The sequence below is a fragment of the Actinomadura soli genome (assembly GCF_005889715.1).
Taxonomy (GTDB): Bacteria; Actinomycetota; Actinomycetes; order Streptosporangiales; family Streptosporangiaceae; genus Spirillospora; species Spirillospora soli.
The window spans coordinates 1-17,478 of the sequence record NZ_VCKW01000185.1; the positions used below are offsets into that span (position 1 = coordinate 1).

Consider the following 17,478-nt stretch of genomic DNA (forward strand, 5'->3'; position numbering starts at 1 on the left):
CAACTTCGTCGTCCAGGCCACGGCCGCAGACTGGGCGCTCGCGCTCCTCGGCTCACTGCGCCGCCGCCTCACCCCGCTCGGACCGTCCTCCAGCCCCCACCCACCACCAATCACTCGACGAGCTTCGCTCGGCGCCCCCCGGCTGGTGTTCTTCCAGCACGATGAGGTCATCGTGCACACGCCCGCAGGGCTCGCCGGGGACGTCGTCGCGGCCGTCCACGCCTCGGCGGACGAGGCGCGGCGGCTGCTGTTCGGCGACACGGCGGTCGTGTTCCCGATGGAGATCGCGGTCGTGGACCGCTACGCCGACGCGAAGTAGGCCGCCATGGCGCGGACGGTGTTCGCGGCGGCGAAGGCGTGCCCGCGGGCGTTGAGGTGCAGCTGGTCGCCGCTGTAGATGCCGGGGTCGGCGGCGACCGGATGGCCGTAGGGGTTGGCGGCGTGGCAGGCGCCGTGCCCGGCCGCGACCTCGGCCGCCACCTCGTTCAGCCGCCGCGTCCGGGCCGACATGACCTCCCGGTAGCGGGCGGGGCCGAGCCCCGCGGCGGTGATGTCGAGGAGCCCGATCGTGACGACGTCGGCCCCGGCCGCCCGCAGCGCGGACACGATCCCGGTCAGCTCCCGCCGCACCTCGACCTCGTCGAAGTGCGGGCGGAGCATGTCGTTGCCGCCGGCCGCCACCAGCGCGAGGTCGGGGCCGAACGCCAGCGCGGGTTCGAGCTGCTCCGCCGCCACCTGCGCGGCGACGAGGTCGCGGCGGCCCAGGTTGAGGGCGGTGAACCCGGGCCTGACCTCGCCGAGGGCCTCCTCGACCCGGTCGGCCCACGACAGGTCGCGGTAGCCGGGCACGGGCTCGCGGACGCCCTCGGCGACGCTGTCGCCGATCGTCACCATCCGCGTCCAGGACGCGCCGGCCAGCAGCGCGGCGGCCTCGGCGGCCGGCAGGACGGCCGGGTCCGTCCACTCGGAAAGGGTCGTCTCGGTCATCTTCTCTCCCATCAGGACGCGGGGCGCCGGACGGTCAGCAGCAGCCCCGCGAGGGCCGCGCCGCCCGCGGCGAACGTGCAGAACAGGTAGACGTCGGTGTAGTCGCCGTGCACCGCCCCGGCGGGCAGCAGCGCGGCGAGGACGGCGATGCCGAACGCGCCGCCGAGCTGCCGCGCGGTCGTGTTGAGGCCGGTGGCCCCGGCGAACCGCAGCGGGTTCACGGCGAGCGCGGCGGCGGAGGAGGTGCCGGTCGTGACCATCCCCATCCCGGTGCCGACCAGCAGGCCGATCGGGAGCCAGAAGGTCGTGAAGTGCGGGTCGGACGGCATCGAGAGGACCGCCCAGAGCCCGCACCCGACCATGATCAGCGCGCCTCCGGTGACCGCCGGGCGGACGCCGATGCGGCCGGTGAGGCGGCCCATGAGGATCGCGGCGGCCGTGGCGGTGAACGCGCCCGGCGTCGAGGCGAAGCCCGCCTTCAGGATCGAGTAGTCCCACTGCGCGGTGAGGTAGAGCACGCCGACCAGCAGCCACGTGTACAGGGCCGTCCCGTACAGGAACGAGGCGGCGTTGGCGACGGCGAACTGGCGGCTGCGCCACAGCGAGATCTCCAGCGCGGGCACCGGGTGCCGGGCCGACCGCCACAGCGCCAAGGCGACGAGGAGGGCGCCGCCGATCATCAGGGCGAGGGTGCGGGCGTCCGTCCAGGCCCAGTCCTGGGTCTGGGTGACACCGAGCGCGACCGCGCCGACGCCGCCGCCGAGCAGGACCGTCCCGAGGAGGTCGGGCAGCCGCCCCGCGCCGTGCTCGGTGCGGGGGAGACGCAGCCCGGCCAGCAGCAGCGCGAGCCCGACCGGCACGTTGATGACGAACAGCGACCGCCAGCCGAACTGGTCGACCAGGACCCCGCCGAGGCTGGGGCCGATCGCGGCGGCGAACGCGCCCGCGGCGCTCCACAGCCCGATCGCGCCCGCGCGCCGCTCGGGCGGCGTGTCGCGCAGCAGCAAGGCCAGCGACGCGGGGATCATCGCGGCCGCGGCGGCGCCCTGGAACGCGCGCGTCGCCAGCAGGACGGGCACGTTCGGCGCGAGCGCGCAGGCCAGCGACGCCAGCGTGAACAGCCCGATGCCCCACAGGTACAGCGTCCGCCGCCCGACCAGGTCGGCGAGCCGCCCGGCGGGGGCGAGCAGCGCCGCGAACAGCACCGCGTACAGGGTGATCACCCAGGTCAGCCCGGACAGCGAGGCGCCCTGGAAGTCGGCGTGCAGGTCGGGGACGGCCAGGTTGGCGACGGTGGCGTCGAGCATGGCCAGGAACGTCGCCCCGGCGGCGAGCCAGGGCACGTCCCGCCGTGCGCGGGACGCGGCGTCCGGCGCCGCGGCGGTCTCAACGGACATGAGGTGCCCTCCCAGAAAAATAAACGACCGTTCGTACAATCTTCTGTGGAGGCCCCTCCCGTCAAGGGGGTGGCGGCATTGACTTTGCACGAACGGTCGTGCAGATTAGGCCGCGTGAGCACCGACGGACGGCTTCTCAAAGGCGAGCAGACACGCAGGACGATCCTCGACCGCGCCGCCGACATCGCCTCGGCCGAGGGCCTGGAGGGGCTGTCGATCGGCCGGCTCGCCACCGAGCTGCGGATCAGCAAGAGCGGCGTGTTCACGCACTTCGGATCCAAGGAGGAGCTGCAGCTCGCGACCGTCCGCCGGGCCGTCGAGGTGTTCCGCGAGCACGTGATCCAGCCCGCCCTCGCCGTCCCCCGGGGGCTCGGCCGCCTCCGTGCGCTGCTGGACGCGTGGCGCCGCTACCAGCGCGAACCCGTGTTCCCCGGCGGCTGCTTCTTCGACTCGACGATGGCCGAGTTCGACGCCCGGCCGGGACGCGTCCGCGACGCCATCGCGTCCTCGCAGCGCGACTGGCGCGACTTCTTCGAGCGCTGCATCCGCGAGGCCCGCGACCTCGGCGAGATCGACGCGTCCGCCGACGTCGCCCAGCTCGCCTTCGAGCTGGACGCCCTCTGCCGCACCGGAGCCACGTACGCGCTCCTGCACGACGACCCGTCCCTCCACGACCGCGCCGCCCACGCCGTGGACACCCGCCTCGCCGCGGTGACGACCTGAGTCAGCCCCTGGAGACCGAGTAGGACGGGCGCGTGTTGAGGGCCTCGACGTCGTCGAAGGACGTCCGGCGGTAGGCGCCCGTGATGGTCTCCAGCTCCTCGGGGGTCAGGACGTCCTCGATGGCGTCGAAGCCGTCCGGGGCGCGCTCGCCGACCGCGTGCAGGATCCGGTCGGCGGGCATGTCGCGGCAGGCCAGCACGATCGCGTTGACCGTCTCGCGGCGCGCCCGCTCGTAGCCGAGCAGCCCCTCGGCGGGGTCGGCGGCGCGGGCGAGCTCGTGCGCCAGGACGCGCGCGTCCAGGACGGCCTGCGACCCCCCGTTGGAGCCGATCGGGTACATCGGGTGGGCGGCGTCGCCGAGCAGCGTCACCCGGCCGGACGTCCAGCGGTCGAGGGGGTCCCGGTCGACCATCGGGTACTCCAGGATCTCCGCCGAGCCCGCCAGCATCGCCGGGACGTCCAGCCAGTCGAACGTCCAGCCGGCGTAGTAGGGGAGGACGTCCTCCAGCCTGCCCTTCCGGTTCCAGTCGGCGGTGGTGTCGAGCCGGTCATCGGGGAGCCTCACCTCCGCGACCCAGTTCAGCAGGGCCCGGCCCCGGCGCTCGGCGCGCCTGGAGATCGGGTAGACGACCATCTTGGACGCGGTGTTGCTGCCCGCGACGGCCAGCGTCCGCCCGGTCAGGAACGGGTCGCCCTCGGTGACGCCGCGCCACATCCTGATGCCGTTCCACAGCGGTGCCGGCTCGTCCGGGTTGAGCTGCGCGCGGACGGCGGAGTGCAGCCCGTCCGCCCCGATCAGCACGTCGGCCGCGGCGGTCCCGGCGGTCCCGGACGCCCGGTCGAGCAGCCGCGCCCGCACCCGCGTCCCGTCCTGCTCGAAGCCCTCGAAGAGGGTGCCGGCGCGGACGGCGTCCTTCCCGAGCCGCGCCCGGACGGCGTCGAGCAGCGCCATCTGCAGGTCGCCGCGGTGGATCGAGTACTGCGGCCAGTCGTAGCCGAGCGCGCGGCCCCGCGGCTCGCCCCAGATCCGGCCGCCGTGCCGGTCGAAGTGCACCATCTCGCCGGTCGGGATGCCGAGGTCCGCCAGTTCGCCGCCCAGCCCCAGCTCGGTCAGCTCACGCACGGCGTGCGGCAGCAGGTTGATCCCGACGCCGAGCGGCCGCAGCCGGGCGGAGGCGTCGACGACGAGCGTCTCCACACCGGCCTTGTGCAGGCTCAGCGCGCAGGTCAGCCCGCCGATCCCCGCCCCCACGATGAGTACGCGCATGGAATGCGTTCCCCCTATTCGTCCGTCACGATGTCCGATGCGGTTCCGGTGTCCGCGGGCTCGGCGCCGGGCGACCTCCCGCCGCCGCGGACCAGCCGCCCGACCTCGGCCCGCAGCCGGACGAACTCGGGCAGCCCCCGCGTCTCGATCTGGTCGCGGGACGCGGGCAGGTCGACGTCCAGGTCGGCGTGCACGCGGGCGGGCGAGCGGTTCAGCACGACGACCCGGTCGCCCACGTAGACGCTCTCGTCGATGTCGTGGGTGACCAGCAGGATCGTCATCTTCTGCGTCCGGTGCACCTGGAGGAGCAGATCCTCCAGATCCTCCCGGGTCTGCGCGTCCACGGACCCGAACGGCTCGTCCATCAGCATCAGCGACGGCCGGTACGCCAGGGCCCGCGCGATCGACACGCGCTGCTGCATGCCGCCCGACAGCTGCCACGGGTACCTGCGGCCCGCGTCCGGGAGGCCGACCGACTCCAGGGCCTCCTGCGCCGCCGCCCGCCGCTCCGGACGGGACATCCCCCGCCTGCGCAGCGGCAGCGCCACGTTGTCGCGGACGGTCAGCCACGGGAACAGCGACCGGCTGTAGTCCTGGAACACCACGGCGAGGTCGTCGGGCACGCCGTCGATCGGCGATCCGTCCAGGGTGAGCGTCCCTCCGGTCGGCCGGATCAGCCCGGCGATGCAGCGCAGCAGCGTGGACTTCCCGCAGCCGGACGGGCCGACGATGCTGACGAGCCGGCCGTCCGGGACGGTGAGGTCGATCCCGCCGAGGACCCCGTGGTCGCCGCCGTAGGAGTGCGTCAGGCCGGTGATCTGGAGCATGGCCATGCCTTTTCTCTAGGACGCCTTATCTCTTTGGACGTCATGTGAGCCGCCGCGCGCCCGCGTGCCAGGCCAGCAGGCGGCGTTCCAGGACCATGAACAGCGTGTTGAACAGCAGGCCGAGGACGCCCAGCATCACGATCGCGGCCCACATCGGGTTCGCCTCGAACGCCCGCTGGGCGCCCACCAGCCGCGACCCGATCCCGGCGGTGCTGCCGAACAGCTCGGAGATGACCATCAGGATCAGCGCGAACGACAGCGCCACCCGCAGCCCCGCGAAGATCTTCGGCGCCGCCGCGGGAAGGATGACGACCGCGAGGCGGCGGAACCGCCCGACGCCGAACACGCGGGCCGTGTCGAGCTGCAGGGTGTCCACGGCGCGGACTCCGTCGCAGGTGTTGAGCAGGACGGGCCACACCACGCCGAACGCGATCGTCACCACCTGCATCGTCGCGCCGAGGTGGAACACGATGATGAAGAACGGCACCAGCGTGGGCGGCGGCACCGCGCGCATGAACTCCAGGACCGGGTTCAGCAGGTCGTACAGGATCCGCGACCGTCCCATCACCGTGCCCACCGCCACCCCGGCGACGCCCGCTGCGGTCCACCCCATGAACAGGTGCGCGAGGCTGGTTGAGAAGTCGTCGACGGCCTGGCCGGTGAGGAACGCGTGGGACGCGGGCCCGGAGAACCACAGCTCGTGCAGCGCCGCCGCGATGGTCGTGGGAGGCGGGTAGTAGACGTCGTTCACCGCGCGGGTCACGAGCTCCCACAGCACGACGACGGCCGCGACGAGCCACGCCCGCTCCGCGAACCCCCGCAATGACCTCATGCGAGGCCCTCCACCCGGGCGGTGTGCCAGCGGAACGCGATCCGTTCCAGCCCGCGAAGCCCTGTGGCGACGACCAGCCCGAGCACGCCGCTCCAGACGGCGCCCGCCAGCAGCAGGTCGGTCCGCCCGCCCGCCGTCTGGGTGTCGCTGAGATAGATGCCCACGCCGTCGACGCCGCCCGCGTACAGCTCGGTGCTGATCACCACGACGAGGGCGACGGACGCGGCGATCCGGACACCGGTCGCGATGAACGGCGCCGCGCTCGGCAGCGAGACGTGCCACAGCACCGACGGCGTCCCGAAGCCGAAGGCGCGCAGGCTGTCCTTGGCCACCGGGTCGACGTCGCGGAGCGCGTACAGGGTGTTGATGAGGATCGGCCACAGGCAGGCGTAGAAGATCAGCGACATCTTCATCCGCGTGGGCTCGGCGAACAGGATGATCGCCAGCGGGATCAGCGCGACCGACGGGATCGGGCGGAGCAGCTCCACCAGCGCGCGGGCGGCGGTGCCGAGGAACGGGACGGAGCCGAGCAGCACCCCCAGCGGGACCGCGACCAGCACCGCCAGCGCGAGCCCGCCGAACCACGCGCCGAGCGTCGCGCCGACGTCCACGAGGAACTCCCCGTCGACGGCCAGCTTGGCGGCCTCCCCGAGGACGGTCGACGCCGGGGGCAGGGCGGTGCCGTCGACGAGCCCGGCGCGGCTCACGACCTCCATGGCGGCCACGACCCCCGCGACGCCGGCGGCGCCGAGAGCGATGCGGCGGTACCTCATGAAGGCGTCGCGACGAAGTTCTTGACGTCGATGGGCTTGTCCACATACCCGAACCGCTGCATCAGGTCGGACACGCGCCCCAGGTGGGAGGGGTCCAGCGTGGTCGGGTACTCGCCGAAGCTCATGCTGGAGGCGACCTTGGCGTCGATGCCCTTGGCGTAGGTCGGCAGGACGTCCCGGACGACCTTGCGGTCGGCGCACATGCCCTGCGCCTTCACCAGCGCGCGCTGGAACGCCGCGACCGTCTTCGGGTTCTTCGCCACGAACTTCTCGGTGGCGGCGTACCCGGCGATCGGGAGGTTCGCGGTCTGGCCGCTGGACAGGTCGGCGACCATGCGGGCGCCCATCGTCTGCCGCATCTGGGTGCCGAACGGCTCGATGGCCTGGACGGCCTCGACGCTCTTCGACTTCAGCGCGTGCTCCATCGCGGGCGGGGGCACCTCGACGAAGCTCTTGTCGTCGTCGAAGCCGACGCCCTGGGCCTGGGCGACGGAGCGGATCAGCAGGGTGCTGATGTTGCGCTTGGTGTTGACGGCGATCCTCTTCCCGGCCAGGTCCTTGATCGTCTTGTGGGGGGAGTCCCCGCGGACCATCACGACGTGGGTCCCGGCGGCGCTGTTGAACCCCTCGGCGATGATCTTCGGTTTGAAGCGGGGGTCCTTCACCCCGGCGGTGAACAAGGAGACGTAATTGCCGAAGCTGATGTCCAGCCGGCCGCTCCGCAGCAACGGGATTCCGGCCGCTCCGCCCTGGATGACCTGCGTCTTGACAGTCAGGCCCTCGGCCCTGAACAGGCCCTTGGAAAGGGCGAGCTGAACGGACGCGGTGTCGGCGATGGTCATCGTGCCGAGCCTGATCTCGGACTTCTCCAGGCCGTTGGCCGAGGCGCCGTCCTCGGCGCCGCCGCAGGCGGTGGCGGCGAGGGCGACCGCGACGGCGAACGCGCCTGCGGCGGCCGCGCGGCGGTGGGAAGCAGTCATGAGCAGTGCTCCAACCGATCGGGGGAAGCCCGTCAAATGCTGATTTTCAATGAGCCGGGAGCGTAGCGCAATGTATGCACGATCTGAGCGAGGCGCGAGGTTCATTCCTGCCTATTGGGAATTGCTCGTCCCGCGCCGCCAGGAGAGGACGCGGCGCTCCACCGCCAGCAGAATCGAGTTGAACAGATAGCCGAGAACGCCGAGCAGGACGATCACCGCCCAGATCGTGGGCACGTCGGACGCGCTCTGCGCGTAGGTCAGCTGGAACCCGAGCCCGTCGGACGTGCCGGGGAGCAGCTCGGAGAAGACCATCAGGATGAGCGACAGCGACAGCGCCAGCCGCAGCCCCGCGAAGATCTTCGGCAGCGCGGACGGGACGATGACGAAGCGGATCCGCTCGGCGGCGGAGAGCCGGAACGCGTTCGCCGTGTCCATCTGGAGCGCGTCCACGCTCCGCACCCCGTCCGCCGTGTTGAGCAGGATGGGCCAGACGGCCCCGAACACGATCGACGCGACCTGCATCTGCGTCCCGAGCTGGAACAGCACGACGAAGACCGGGACCATCGTGGGCGGCGGGATCACGCGCGCGAACTGCAGGAGCGGCTCCAGGTAGGCCAGCGCCCGCTCCGAGCGGCCGAGCGCGAGGCCGAGGACGACGCCGGCCGCGACCGACAGCAGCAGCGCGAGGCCCATCCGGGCGAGGCTCGGCGCGATGGAGTCGCCGGCCTCCGCGCTGAGGAACAGCCGGCTCGCGGGGCCGGAGAACCACAGGTCCCGCATCCGCGCCGCGATGGCGGACGGCGGCGGGAAGAACGGGCTCTCGGCGGCGCGCGTCGCCGCCTCCCAGCCCGCGACGAGGACCGCCGGCGGGAGCCAGCGGTGCAGGAGCCCGCCGGCCACCCGTCCGGCCAGGTCCCGGGGGCGGGCGGCGGCCGTCACGACGCGCCGCTCCGCTGCGCCCGGTGCCACCGGAAGGCGCGGTTCTCGGTCCGCACCAGGACGGTGTCGATGACCAGCCCGATGCAGCCCGCCCACACGGTGCCGGCGAGGACGTCGCGCGTCCCGTCCGGGACCGTGCCGGCCTGGGCGATGAACATGCCGAGGCCGTCGCCGAACCCCGACAGGATCTCGGTGCCGACGGCCAGGATGAGGGCGACCGACGCGGCCAGCCGCACGCCGGTCGCGATGAACGGCGCGGCGCTGGGCAGCGAGACCCGTAACAGGACCTGCGCCCGGCCGAAGCCGAAAGCGCGCAGCGTCTCCTTGGCCGTGGGGTCGGCGTCGTGCAGCCCGTACATCGTGTTGAAGAGGATGGGCCAGGTGGAGGCGTACACGATGAGCGGCACCTCCATGGCGAGGCCGGAGCCGAGCAGCAGCCCGGCCAGCGGGATGAGCGCGACCGAGGGGATCGGCCGCAGGAACTCCACGATGGCCCGGACGGCGGTGTTCACCGCGGGGACGCTGCCGAGCAGCAGCCCGAGCGGGACCGCGATCGCGATGGCGATGGCGAGGCCGAGCGCCCACGCGGTGAGCGTGACGCGCACGTTGAACAGGAACTCCCGGTCGCCGGCCAGCTCGACGGCGCGTGCGGTGACGCTGGAGGCGGGCGGCAGGTACGAGCGGTCCACGATGCCGGCCCTGCCGAGGATCTCGCTCGCCAGGAACAGCGCCGCGACACCGGCGGCCCCCCGCGCCCACCTGCCGGGACGGGAGAGGCCGCGGGGCGGCGCCGTCGAGTCGGCCATGCGGTGCCCGCGCTCCGCCTCTTAGGACGGCGGCCGCGCCTGGAACAGCACCGTCTTCAGGTCGGTCTTCTGCTTGAGCAGGCCGGCGACGGTCATGAGGTCCACGACGCGCTGCATGCGGTTGGTCGTCAGCGTGCTGGGGTAGCCCGGCAGCGTGATCACCGCGGCGACCCTTCCGTCGATCTTGGTGTAGCTGGGCAGGACCTTCTCGACCGGCTCGCGGTCGGCGCCGGCCAGCTGCTGGGCGGCGAAGATCGCGCGCTGGAACGCCGCGGCCGTCTTCGGGTTCTTCTGGGTGAAGTCCCGCGTGGTGACGAAGCCGGAGATCGGCAGGTTCGTCACCGGCTCGGCGCCGCCGTCGACGGCCACGCGGGCCCCGAGCTTCTTCTGGATGTCGGTCGTGAAGGGCTCGACGGCGTGGATGGCGTCGACCTGCCCCCGCTCCAGCGCCGCCGCCATCTGCGGGAACGGCACCTGGACGTAGTCGACCTTCGAGGCGTCGACGTTGTTGGCCTTGAGGATCGCGTTCAGCGTCAGCGCCTGGACGTTGTTCAGGAGGTTGACCGCGACCTTCTTGCCCTCCAGGTCCCTGGGGGTCTTGATCTCGGAGTCGGGCAGGACGAGGACGTCCATGAAGTGCGAGGTCAGCGAGGCGGCCTCGGCCAGGACGCTCAGCTTGACCGTGCCCTTGTCGTTGGCCTGCAGGAAGGACACGTAGTTGGCGCCGGCGATCGCGTTCACGTCGCCCTTGACGAGCGCGGGGATGGCCTGCGTGCTCTGCTGCACCTGCTTGATCTGGACCTTGAGCCCCTCCTTCTCGAAGAGCCCTTCCCTCTGCGCGAGGTAGACGGCCACGTTGTCCGCCAGGGGGAGCGCCACGACCGTCATGGTGTCCATCTCCAGGCCGCCCTTGCCGCCTGAGGACTCACCGGAGTCGCTGCAGCCCGCGAGCGCGACGGCGAGGGTGACGGCGCTGAGAAGCGCCGACAGACGCAGAGGTTTCCGCATGGGCTCTCCTTAACCTGCGGGGAGTTCCGTGCGCAGGGCTTAGGGTCGGGACGTGTGGGCCAGGGGAGCGACTCTGACCACCGCTGGCTGACCAGGTGTGCCCGGAGATTATCGCGGACTGGCGGCTTGAGTGGATTCGCTCCGAATTGCGTGACTTTCTTGTGTCCTCCACGGGCTACAGTGACTGCTCATCGCCGAGCCGAATCGGAGAGTGATCGGTCGTGCCCTGTCGGTCGCGGCCGCGCACCCGCCCGGCGTCCGCTCGTTGGCAAGGTGATGAGGTAGACAACACGGTATTACCGTCCGCGCTTGCGCGATCACGGAACGTCCGTGTGCGGTGAGTGACCATTCGTGCTCGATAAAACGGACATACGGGCATGAAGTCGCAATCACGGCATTGGTGCATATCGAGTGGCCTAGGGTCCTTTGCGGCCTATCCGTGGATGTGCTGCAATGTCGTGCGCCGAGGGTGGAGGTGATGTCGCTTAACCCTTTGCGCCGGTGAGGCCACGGAGCGTGCGACATCGTGTGGAGAGGGTGTTAACGGCGGATGCAACCTAGCGACGAAGGTCGCGACCGTCCTCGACCCGGCAACGTCGAGGTGCAGTCGGACCGTTCGAGACGTTCGGGCAGCAGACTGAGCCTGCGGAACTGGCGCGTGCCGCAGCGGCTCATCGTCCTGATCCTGGTTCCGACGGTCGCCGCCGTCGTGCTCGCCGGCGTGCGCATCGCCGACTCCGTGAGCGAGGCGGAGACCTACGGGCGCGTGGAGCGCATGGCGGAGCTGGGCGCGAGCATCACGCAGTTCGTCACCGAGTTCGCCTCGGAGCGCGACCTCGCCGTCGACTACACGGCCGCGGGCCGCCCCGACCCCCTGCTCCCCGGCGTCCAGTCCTCGCAGTTCAGCACCGACTCCCAGCTCCAGCTCGTGCGCGACACCGCGACCGTCATCGACTCCTCCTACGGCGCCGAGGCCGTCCGCGGCGCCGGCGCGGTCCTGAACCGCCTGGACTCCGTCAAGGCCCTGCGCTCCCTCGTCATCGGCGGCAAGGTGCCGGCCACCGTCGTCCTGCAGAAGTACACCCAGGCCATCCAGGACCTCATCGCCGTCCTCGACAGCATCTCCTCGAACGTCGTCGACACCCGCCTCACCCAGACCACCCGGGCACTCGGCGCGCTCGTCCGCGCCAAGGAGGCCGTCTCCCGCGAGCGCGCCCTGCTCCTCCTCGGCGCGCGCCTCCGGGGCCTCGCGCCCGACCAGATGAGCGCCCTCAACGCCGCGCGCGCGCAAGAGGACAGCGAGATCGCGACCTTCCGCAACTCGGTGACCCTGGAGCAGGCCCAGGTGTTCGAGGACTTCGTCGTCGGCGGCCAGGTCGACCTGGCGCTCGAACTCCGGCAGCGGATCATCACCGCGGTCGCCGCGACCGGCGGGCGGCTGCCCCGCTCGCTCGGCAACCCCGGCTCGGCCGAGGCGATCAAGAACGCCATGTCCGACATGATCAACAAGATGCGGCTCACCGAGCTGGACCTGACCCAGGACATCCTCGACGTGAGCGCCGAGCGGCGGTCGGACGCCCGCACCTCGACGATCATCGACTCGATCATCGTCGCGCTGCTGCTCGCCATCGTCCTGCTGATCACGGTCGTGATGGCCCGGTCGCTGGTGCGGCCGCTGCACCGGCTGCAGTCCGGCGCGCTCGACGTGGCCAGCACCCGGCTGCCGGGCCTGGTCGACCGGCTCCGAGATCCGGAGGCCGCGGCCGGCGGCATCGAGGTGGAGCCGATCGACGTCGAGTCCACCGACGAGATCGGCCAGGTCGCGCGGGCCTTCGACGAGGTCCACCGGGAGGCGGTCCGGCTGGCCGCCGACGAGGCCGTCCTGCGCGGCAACATCAACGCGATGTTCGTCAACCTCTCGCGCCGCAGCCAGTCCCTGATCGAGCGGCAGCTGCGCCTGATCGAGACGCTGGAGCAGAGCGAGCGCGACGAGGAGCAGCTCGGCAACCTCTTCCGCCTGGACCACCTCGCCACCCGCATGCGCCGCAACTGCGAGAACCTCCTCGTCCTCGGCGGCCAGGAGCAGGTGCGCCGGTGGAACCGGCCCGTCCCGCTGATCGACGTCATCCGCGCCTCGCTGTCGGAGGTCGAGCAGTACGAGCGGGTCGCGCTGCGGGTGCAGGGCGACATGACGGTCGCCGGCCCCGTCGTCAACGACCTCGTCCACCTGCTGGCCGAGCTGGTGGAGAACGCGACGGTGTTCTCGTCCGAGCACACCAAGGTGACCGTGTCCGGGCAGCTGCTGAGCGGCGGCGGCGCCATGCTGCAGATCACCGACAACGGCGTCGGGATGTCGTCCGACGAGCTGGAGCAGGCCAACTGGCGGCTCGCGAACCCGCCCGTCATCGACTTCTCCGCGGCCCGCCGCATGGGCCTGTTCGTGGTCGGCCGCCTCGCCGTCCGGCACGGCATCCGCGTGGAGCTGCGGGCCGCGCAGGGCGGCGGGCTCACCGCGTTCGTGGTGCTGCCCGACGCGGTGATCACGCCCGGCGAGGCCGGCGGGATCGGCAGCCGCGGCGGCCTCGGCCCGCGCGAGAGCGACGGCCAGGGCCAGCTCGCCGCGCTCACCACCACGCCCGAGCCGCCCGCGCTCGGCACCGGTGGCGCGTTCCGTCCGGACGCCCGCGGCCCGGCCGAGCTGCCCGCGACGCCCATGGCCGGTTCGACCGGCTCGCACCCGATGGTCGGCGGCACCGGGCCGCTGCGGCCCGTCCGCGGCGTCACCGGCCCCCAGCCGGCCATGAACGAGACGGGCCCGATCCCCGCGGGCGGGTCCGGCCAGCACCCCGCGTTCCCCCCCGGCCAGCAGCCCCCGGCCCCCTACGGCGAGCAGAGCCCGTACGGCGAGCAGGGCCCGGCCGGCGACCAGCGGCCCCCGCGCAGGCCCGGCGAGCTGCCGGTCCGCATGCCGGGCGCGCAGCTCCCGAGACGCCCGTCCGACGACGGACCGAACGGCCTGTTCCAGCCGCGCAACGAGCGGCCCCGCAACGAGCGGCCGCAGGACACCGGCAACGGCGTCTACCGGCAGGAGCCGTGGCAGACCGGCCCGCACTCCGTCGTTCCCGAGGCCCAGCCGATGCTGCCGGAGTCCAGCTCGTCCCGTCCGATCCCGTGGGAGACCGGGCCGCTCGGGCAGATCTCCGGCGAGCCAGGCCAGCAGCCGCCCGACCCGTACGCCGACGCCTCGCAGCCCGAGGCCCGATGGACGGAGCCCGCCACGCGCGAAACCGAGCGATCCACCCCGACACCGCGGCGCCCGCCGGAGGACGCCGCCCCGGAACCGGCCGCCGTGCGGCACGAACCACCACCGCAGCCTCCTGCGCCACCAGTCCCGGCGCAGCCCGCGCCGCCGCGGCTCCCGGAGCGCTCGCCGATCTTCGACGCGATGCAGTCGGAGTGGTTCCAGCGCAGGTCGGGCGCCGCCGCGGGCGAGGACCCCGTCCGCGGCTGGGAGTCACCGGCGGACGCCGGCTTCCGCGCCGCCGAGGCCGCGCGCGAGCCCGTCGCGGCGTCCCGCACCAGCGTCGGGCTGCCCAAGCGGGTGCCCGGCAAGAACCGCGTGCCGGGCGCGGTCGCCCGCGCCGCGGCCCCCGCCGCGACCGAGCAGGCCCCCGCGGCTCCGGCGCAGGCCGCGCCGTTGCCGGGCGGCCCCGGAGAAGGGCAGGCTGTGCAGGGCCAGGGACAGGGCCAGGCGGCCGATGTCGTACGCAACCGGTTCGCGAGTCTCCAGCGGGGCGTCCATCGGGGACGTCACGAGATTCGCGGCGAGGGCACGTCAGGTGAGGCGTCGTCAGAGGGCGACGGCGAGACAGGAGGCACCCGGTGAGCGGGCAGGATCTCAACTGGTTGGTGACGAACTTCGCGGACCGTGTCGCGAAGGTCGCGCACGCCGTCGTGGTCTCCTCGGACGGATTGCCGATGGCGTACTCGTCGGGCTTCCCGCCCGAGCGGGCGGACCAGCTGTCGGCGATCGCCTCCGGGCTGATGAGCCTGACGCAGGGCGCGGCGAAGATCTTCGACGCGGGCGGGGTGAACCAGACCGTCGTCGAGATGGACCGCGGGCTGCTGTTCGTCATGTCGATCACGAACGGGTCGGTGTTCGCGGTGCTGGCCGCGCCCGACTGCGACCTCGGTCTCGTCGCGTACGAGATGACGCTGCTGGTGGAGCGGGTGGGCCGGGTGCTGACCCCCGCGCTGCGCGCCCAGGACCAGCAGCAGCCTCCGCACTCGGGCCCCTCGGTGACCGAGATGGGCGCCGGGCCCGCCCGCTTTTGATCGTGACTGACTGACGGAGGTCGGCGACATGGATCGAGGCAGTCCCTACGGAGGCGGCCCCGGTGGGCCGGGGCGCTGGCCTGGTGAACCTGTCCGCCATGAGGGTGGGCGGTCTCCGGCGCAGGGACGCCCCCCCGAGGGACAGGAGGGCGACTCCAGCTCGCTGGTGCGTCCTTACGCCGTGACCGGAGGACGGACGAAGCCGCGCTACGACCTGGCCATCGAGGCCCTGGTCACCGCCGCGCCGTACCCGCCGCGGGACGTGGCCGCGCTGACCCCGGAGTACCGGGCGATCATGGACCTGTGCCGGTCCGCCCGCTCGGTGGCGGAGGTCTCCGCCCTCCTGCGCCTGCCGCTCGGGGTCGCGCGCGTGCTCGTCGCCGACATGGCCGTCGAAGGACTGCTGCGGCTCCACCAGTCGCAGCCCGCCACCACCACCGGCGGACAGCCGGACCTCCGCCTGCTAGAAAGGGTGCTCAGTGGCCTTCGGAAGCTCTGACCAGGTCCCGGGGCCGCCCGGTGGGGAAGCAGCCGAGCTGACCTCGGTCAAGATCGTCGTCGGCGGCGGCTTCGGCGTCGGCAAGACCACCTTCGTCGGGTCGGTCTCGGAGATCATGCCGCTCACCACCGAGGCGGTGATGACCGCGGCCAGCGCCGACGTGGACGACCTGTCGGCCGTGCCCGACAAGACGACCACCACGGTCGCGATGGACTTCGGCCGTGTGTCGCTCGACAGCGAGCTGATCCTCTACCTGTTCGGCACGCCGGGGCAGCACCGGTTCTGGTTCATGTGGGACGACCTCGTCCGCGGCGCGATCGGCGCCGTCGTCCTGGTCGACACCCGCCGGCTGGAGGACTGCTTCGCCGCCGTCGACTACTTCGAGGAGCTCGGGCTGCCGTTCGTCGTGGGCGTCAACGGGTTCCACGGCGAGTTCCAGTACGCCGTGGAGGACATCCGCGAGGCCCTGTCGATCAGCCCGCACGTGCCGATCGCGCAGTGCGACGCGCGGAGCCGCGAGTCCACCAAGCAGGTGCTGATCACGCTCGTCCAGCACGCGATGACGGTGCACACCGCGCCCGCGGGCGCGGCGGCGCCGCCCGCCCGGCCCCCGGCCGGGCCGGGCGTCCAGCCGGGCACCACGTCCCCCAGCTGGACCTGACGCCCCGGCCGCACCTCCTGACGTCGCGTTCCCCACATCCGGGCGGCCTACGGTCGCGTAGACGAAGTGCACGATGCATCATTCATCTACGTGATCGACCATGAACCGGTGATGGGGGTTGCGATGCGGGAAATGGAGCGGATTCGGACGTACGTGGCCATCGGCGACAGCTTCACCGAGGGCCTGAACGACCCCTACCCCGGCGAGGAGGGCCGCTTCCGCGGCTGGGCGGACCGGCTCGCCGAGCACCTCGCCGAGCGCAGCCCCGGATTGCGCTACGCGAACCTCGCCGTGCGCGGCAAGCTCGTCCGGCAGATCGTGGACGACCAGGTGCCGCGCGCGGTCGAGCTCGCGCCGGACCTCGTCACGTTCTGCGGCGGCGGGAACGACATGATCCGTCCCGGGGCCGACCCGGACGCGCTCGCGGTCGTGTTCGACGACGCCGTCCGGCGGCTCCGCGCCACCGGCGCCCGCGTCGTCGTCTTCACCGGCTTCGACACCCGCGGGCTGCGCACCGGCAGCCGCATCCGCGGGAAGGCCGCCACCTACAACATGCACCTGCGCGCCATCGCCGACCGGCGCGGCTGCACGGTCGTCGACCTGTGGCCCTTGCGCGTGTTCCACGACCCGCGCGCCTGGTACGAGGACCGCCTCCATCTGTCGCCCGAGGGACACCGCCGGATGGCGCTGTTCGTCGCGGACGTCATCGGCGTCCCCGTCACGGGCGACTGGCGCGAGCCCTGGCCGCCGCTCGACCGCGCGCACTGGCTCGCGATGCGCCGCGAGGACGTCCGCTGGGCCCGCACCTACCTGCTGCCCTGGATCGGCCGCCGCGCCACCGGACGCTCCTCCGGTGACGGCCGCGAGCCGAAGCGCCCCACCCCCCTCCCGCTCTAGGCGCTTCAGGCTCCGGGCCTTCACGTGTTCAGGCTGGGTCGGGTTCGCTCAGGGCCTCGTCCAGGGTGTCCTTGACGGGGATGCGGCGGTGCAGGCCGGTGATCTCCAGCGCCCGCCGGACGATGGAGCGCGGCGCCGCGAGGACGAGGCTCCCGCCCGCGGCCGAAGTGGCCTTGTAGCAGGCGACGATGACCGAGAGGCCGCCGGAGTCCATGAACTCCAGGTCGGCGAGGTCGAGGACGACGTCCTCGCCGTGCTCGCGGCGGGCGTCGTTCAGGTGCCTGCGCAGGTCGTCCGCGGAGGCGATGTCGAGCTCTCCGCGGAGCCGCACGACGGCGCGCCCGCCGTGTGGCCGTATGGTCACTTCCAAAGGCGGCACGGGGGGTTCCCCTCCTGTCAACGCGCATCCGCCCGGCGGATGCTTTCCGTCCGACAACTATTGCCGAGGACGGGCCCGCCTGCCAACCCGCCGCGCTACAAGGGTGTGCGCGGTGGTGCCTGGCCGTAGGGTGCTGTCCGACGTCACCGTCCTCCAGCCCCCACCCAC

17 protein-coding genes and 1 pseudogene are annotated in these 17,478 nt (G+C 72.5%); 7 read left to right on the forward strand and 11 right to left on the reverse strand.

The features are described from left to right. Positions 1–319 (forward strand): annotated as a pseudogene (locus ETD83_RS28945) (hypothetical protein); the annotation flags it as partial. On the opposite strand, the gene ETD83_RS28950 reads toward ETD83_RS28945, so the two are convergent. Both ETD83_RS28950 and ETD83_RS28955 read right to left on the reverse strand, forming a co-directional pair. Next, positions 301–987 carry an SGNH/GDSL hydrolase family protein gene (locus ETD83_RS28950; RefSeq protein WP_138648382.1) on the reverse strand — a complete coding sequence of 229 codons (687 nt, stop codon included), beginning with the start codon at positions 985–987 and terminating at the stop codon, positions 301–303. The pseudogene ETD83_RS28945 and the gene ETD83_RS28950 overlap by 19 nt on opposite strands. 11 nt (positions 988–998) lie before the next feature. Beyond that, entirely contained in the window at positions 999–2,384 is a 1,386-nt protein-coding gene (locus ETD83_RS28955; protein ID WP_138648383.1) for an MFS transporter, read from the reverse strand. Between the two features lie 114 nt (positions 2,385–2,498). On the opposite strand from ETD83_RS28955, the gene ETD83_RS28960 reads away from it, so the two are divergent. After that, positions 2,499–3,107, forward strand: coding sequence for a TetR/AcrR family transcriptional regulator (locus tag ETD83_RS28960; RefSeq protein ID WP_138648384.1), 609 nt, complete (start codon positions 2,499–2,501; stop codon positions 3,105–3,107). A 1-nt stretch (position 3,108) separates the two neighbouring features. Here ETD83_RS28960 and ETD83_RS28965 read toward each other — a convergent pair whose 3' ends face one another. From ETD83_RS28965 to ETD83_RS29000, 8 genes are all read right to left on the reverse strand, one after another. Next, on the reverse strand, positions 3,109–4,374 hold the full coding sequence (locus tag ETD83_RS28965) for a flavin-dependent oxidoreductase (protein ID WP_138648385.1): 1,266 nt from the start codon (positions 4,372–4,374) through the stop codon (positions 3,109–3,111). Positions 4,375–4,388: 14 nt separating this feature from the next. Continuing rightward, positions 4,389–5,201 (reverse strand): ABC transporter ATP-binding protein, encoded by an 813-nt coding sequence (locus ETD83_RS28970; RefSeq protein ID WP_138648394.1) that lies wholly within the window; start codon positions 5,199–5,201, stop codon positions 4,389–4,391. A 40-nt stretch (positions 5,202–5,241) separates the two neighbouring features. Further along, a complete protein-coding gene (locus ETD83_RS28975) occupies positions 5,242–6,033 on the reverse strand; it encodes an ABC transporter permease (RefSeq protein ID WP_138648386.1) in 792 nt (263 codons plus the stop codon). Then, positions 6,030–6,806 (reverse strand): ABC transporter permease, encoded by a 777-nt coding sequence (locus ETD83_RS28980; protein ID WP_138648387.1) that lies wholly within the window; start codon positions 6,804–6,806, stop codon positions 6,030–6,032. The genes ETD83_RS28975 and ETD83_RS28980 overlap by 4 nt, the downstream gene beginning before the upstream one ends. Further along, positions 6,803–7,786 (reverse strand): ABC transporter substrate-binding protein, encoded by a 984-nt coding sequence (locus ETD83_RS28985; protein ID WP_171064483.1) that lies wholly within the window; start codon positions 7,784–7,786, stop codon positions 6,803–6,805. The genes ETD83_RS28980 and ETD83_RS28985 overlap by 4 nt, the downstream gene beginning before the upstream one ends. 111 nt (positions 7,787–7,897) lie before the next feature. Next, complete coding sequence (locus ETD83_RS28990) at positions 7,898–8,725, reverse strand: ABC transporter permease (RefSeq protein ID WP_171064484.1); 828 nt, start codon at positions 8,723–8,725, stop codon at positions 7,898–7,900. Beyond that, positions 8,722–9,531 carry an ABC transporter permease gene (locus tag ETD83_RS28995; RefSeq protein ID WP_138648389.1) on the reverse strand — a complete coding sequence of 270 codons (810 nt, stop codon included), beginning with the start codon at positions 9,529–9,531 and terminating at the stop codon, positions 8,722–8,724. The genes ETD83_RS28990 and ETD83_RS28995 overlap by 4 nt, the downstream gene beginning before the upstream one ends. A gap of 21 nt (positions 9,532–9,552) precedes the next feature. Continuing rightward, complete coding sequence (locus ETD83_RS29000; protein ID WP_138648390.1) at positions 9,553–10,539, reverse strand: ABC transporter substrate-binding protein; 987 nt, start codon at positions 10,537–10,539, stop codon at positions 9,553–9,555. A gap of 658 nt (positions 10,540–11,197) precedes the next feature. On the opposite strand from ETD83_RS29000, the gene ETD83_RS29005 reads away from it, so the two are divergent. The 5 genes from ETD83_RS29005 (at position 11,198) to ETD83_RS29025 (ending at position 16,931) form a co-directional block, all read left to right on the forward strand. Continuing rightward, on the forward strand, positions 11,198–14,425 hold the full coding sequence (locus ETD83_RS29005; protein ID WP_205717945.1) for a sensor histidine kinase: 3,228 nt from the start codon (positions 11,198–11,200) through the stop codon (positions 14,423–14,425). Then, on the forward strand, positions 14,422–14,874 hold the full coding sequence (locus tag ETD83_RS29010) for a roadblock/LC7 domain-containing protein (protein WP_131967349.1): 453 nt from the start codon (positions 14,422–14,424) through the stop codon (positions 14,872–14,874). The genes ETD83_RS29005 and ETD83_RS29010 overlap by 4 nt, the downstream gene beginning before the upstream one ends. Before the next feature lie 28 nt (positions 14,875–14,902). Further along, positions 14,903–15,373, forward strand: coding sequence for a DUF742 domain-containing protein (locus ETD83_RS29015; protein ID WP_138648391.1), 471 nt, complete (start codon positions 14,903–14,905; stop codon positions 15,371–15,373). 37 nt (positions 15,374–15,410) lie between these two features. After that, on the forward strand, positions 15,411–16,034 hold the full coding sequence (locus tag ETD83_RS29020) for a GTP-binding protein (protein WP_230421265.1): 624 nt from the start codon (positions 15,411–15,413) through the stop codon (positions 16,032–16,034). A 123-nt stretch (positions 16,035–16,157) separates the two neighbouring features. Beyond that, a complete protein-coding gene (locus ETD83_RS29025; RefSeq protein WP_138648397.1) occupies positions 16,158–16,931 on the forward strand; it encodes an SGNH/GDSL hydrolase family protein in 774 nt (257 codons plus the stop codon). Positions 16,932–16,959: 28 nt separating this feature from the next. Here ETD83_RS29025 and ETD83_RS29030 read toward each other — a convergent pair whose 3' ends face one another. Beyond that, positions 16,960–17,295, reverse strand: coding sequence for an STAS domain-containing protein (locus ETD83_RS29030; RefSeq protein ID WP_171064485.1), 336 nt, complete (start codon positions 17,293–17,295; stop codon positions 16,960–16,962). Positions 17,296–17,478 lie beyond the last annotated feature (183 nt).

Coding starts and splice junctions, on each gene's coding strand:
- ETD83_RS28950 (WP_138648382.1), bottom strand. CDS start 987: ATGACCGAGACGACCCTTTCCGAGTGGACGGACCCGGCCGTCCTGCCG.
- ETD83_RS28980 (WP_138648387.1), bottom strand. CDS start 6,806: ATGAGGTACCGCCGCATCGCTCTCGGCGCCGCCGGCGTCGCGGGGGTC.
- ETD83_RS29025 (WP_138648397.1), top strand. CDS start 16,158: ATGCGGGAAATGGAGCGGATTCGGACGTACGTGGCCATCGGCGACAGC.
- ETD83_RS28975 (WP_138648386.1), bottom strand. CDS start 6,033: ATGAGGTCATTGCGGGGGTTCGCGGAGCGGGCGTGGCTCGTCGCGGCC.
- ETD83_RS28955 (WP_138648383.1), bottom strand. CDS start 2,384: ATGTCCGTTGAGACCGCCGCGGCGCCGGACGCCGCGTCCCGCGCACGG.
- ETD83_RS28985 (WP_171064483.1), bottom strand. CDS start 7,786: ATGACTGCTTCCCACCGCCGCGCGGCCGCCGCAGGCGCGTTCGCCGTC.
- ETD83_RS29015 (WP_138648391.1), top strand. CDS start 14,903: ATGGATCGAGGCAGTCCCTACGGAGGCGGCCCCGGTGGGCCGGGGCGC.
- ETD83_RS29000 (WP_138648390.1), bottom strand. CDS start 10,539: ATGCGGAAACCTCTGCGTCTGTCGGCGCTTCTCAGCGCCGTCACCCTC.
- ETD83_RS28995 (WP_138648389.1), bottom strand. CDS start 9,531: ATGGCCGACTCGACGGCGCCGCCCCGCGGCCTCTCCCGTCCCGGCAGG.
- ETD83_RS28970 (WP_138648394.1), bottom strand. CDS start 5,201: ATGCTCCAGATCACCGGCCTGACGCACTCCTACGGCGGCGACCACGGG.
- ETD83_RS28965 (WP_138648385.1), bottom strand. CDS start 4,374: ATGCGCGTACTCATCGTGGGGGCGGGGATCGGCGGGCTGACCTGCGCG.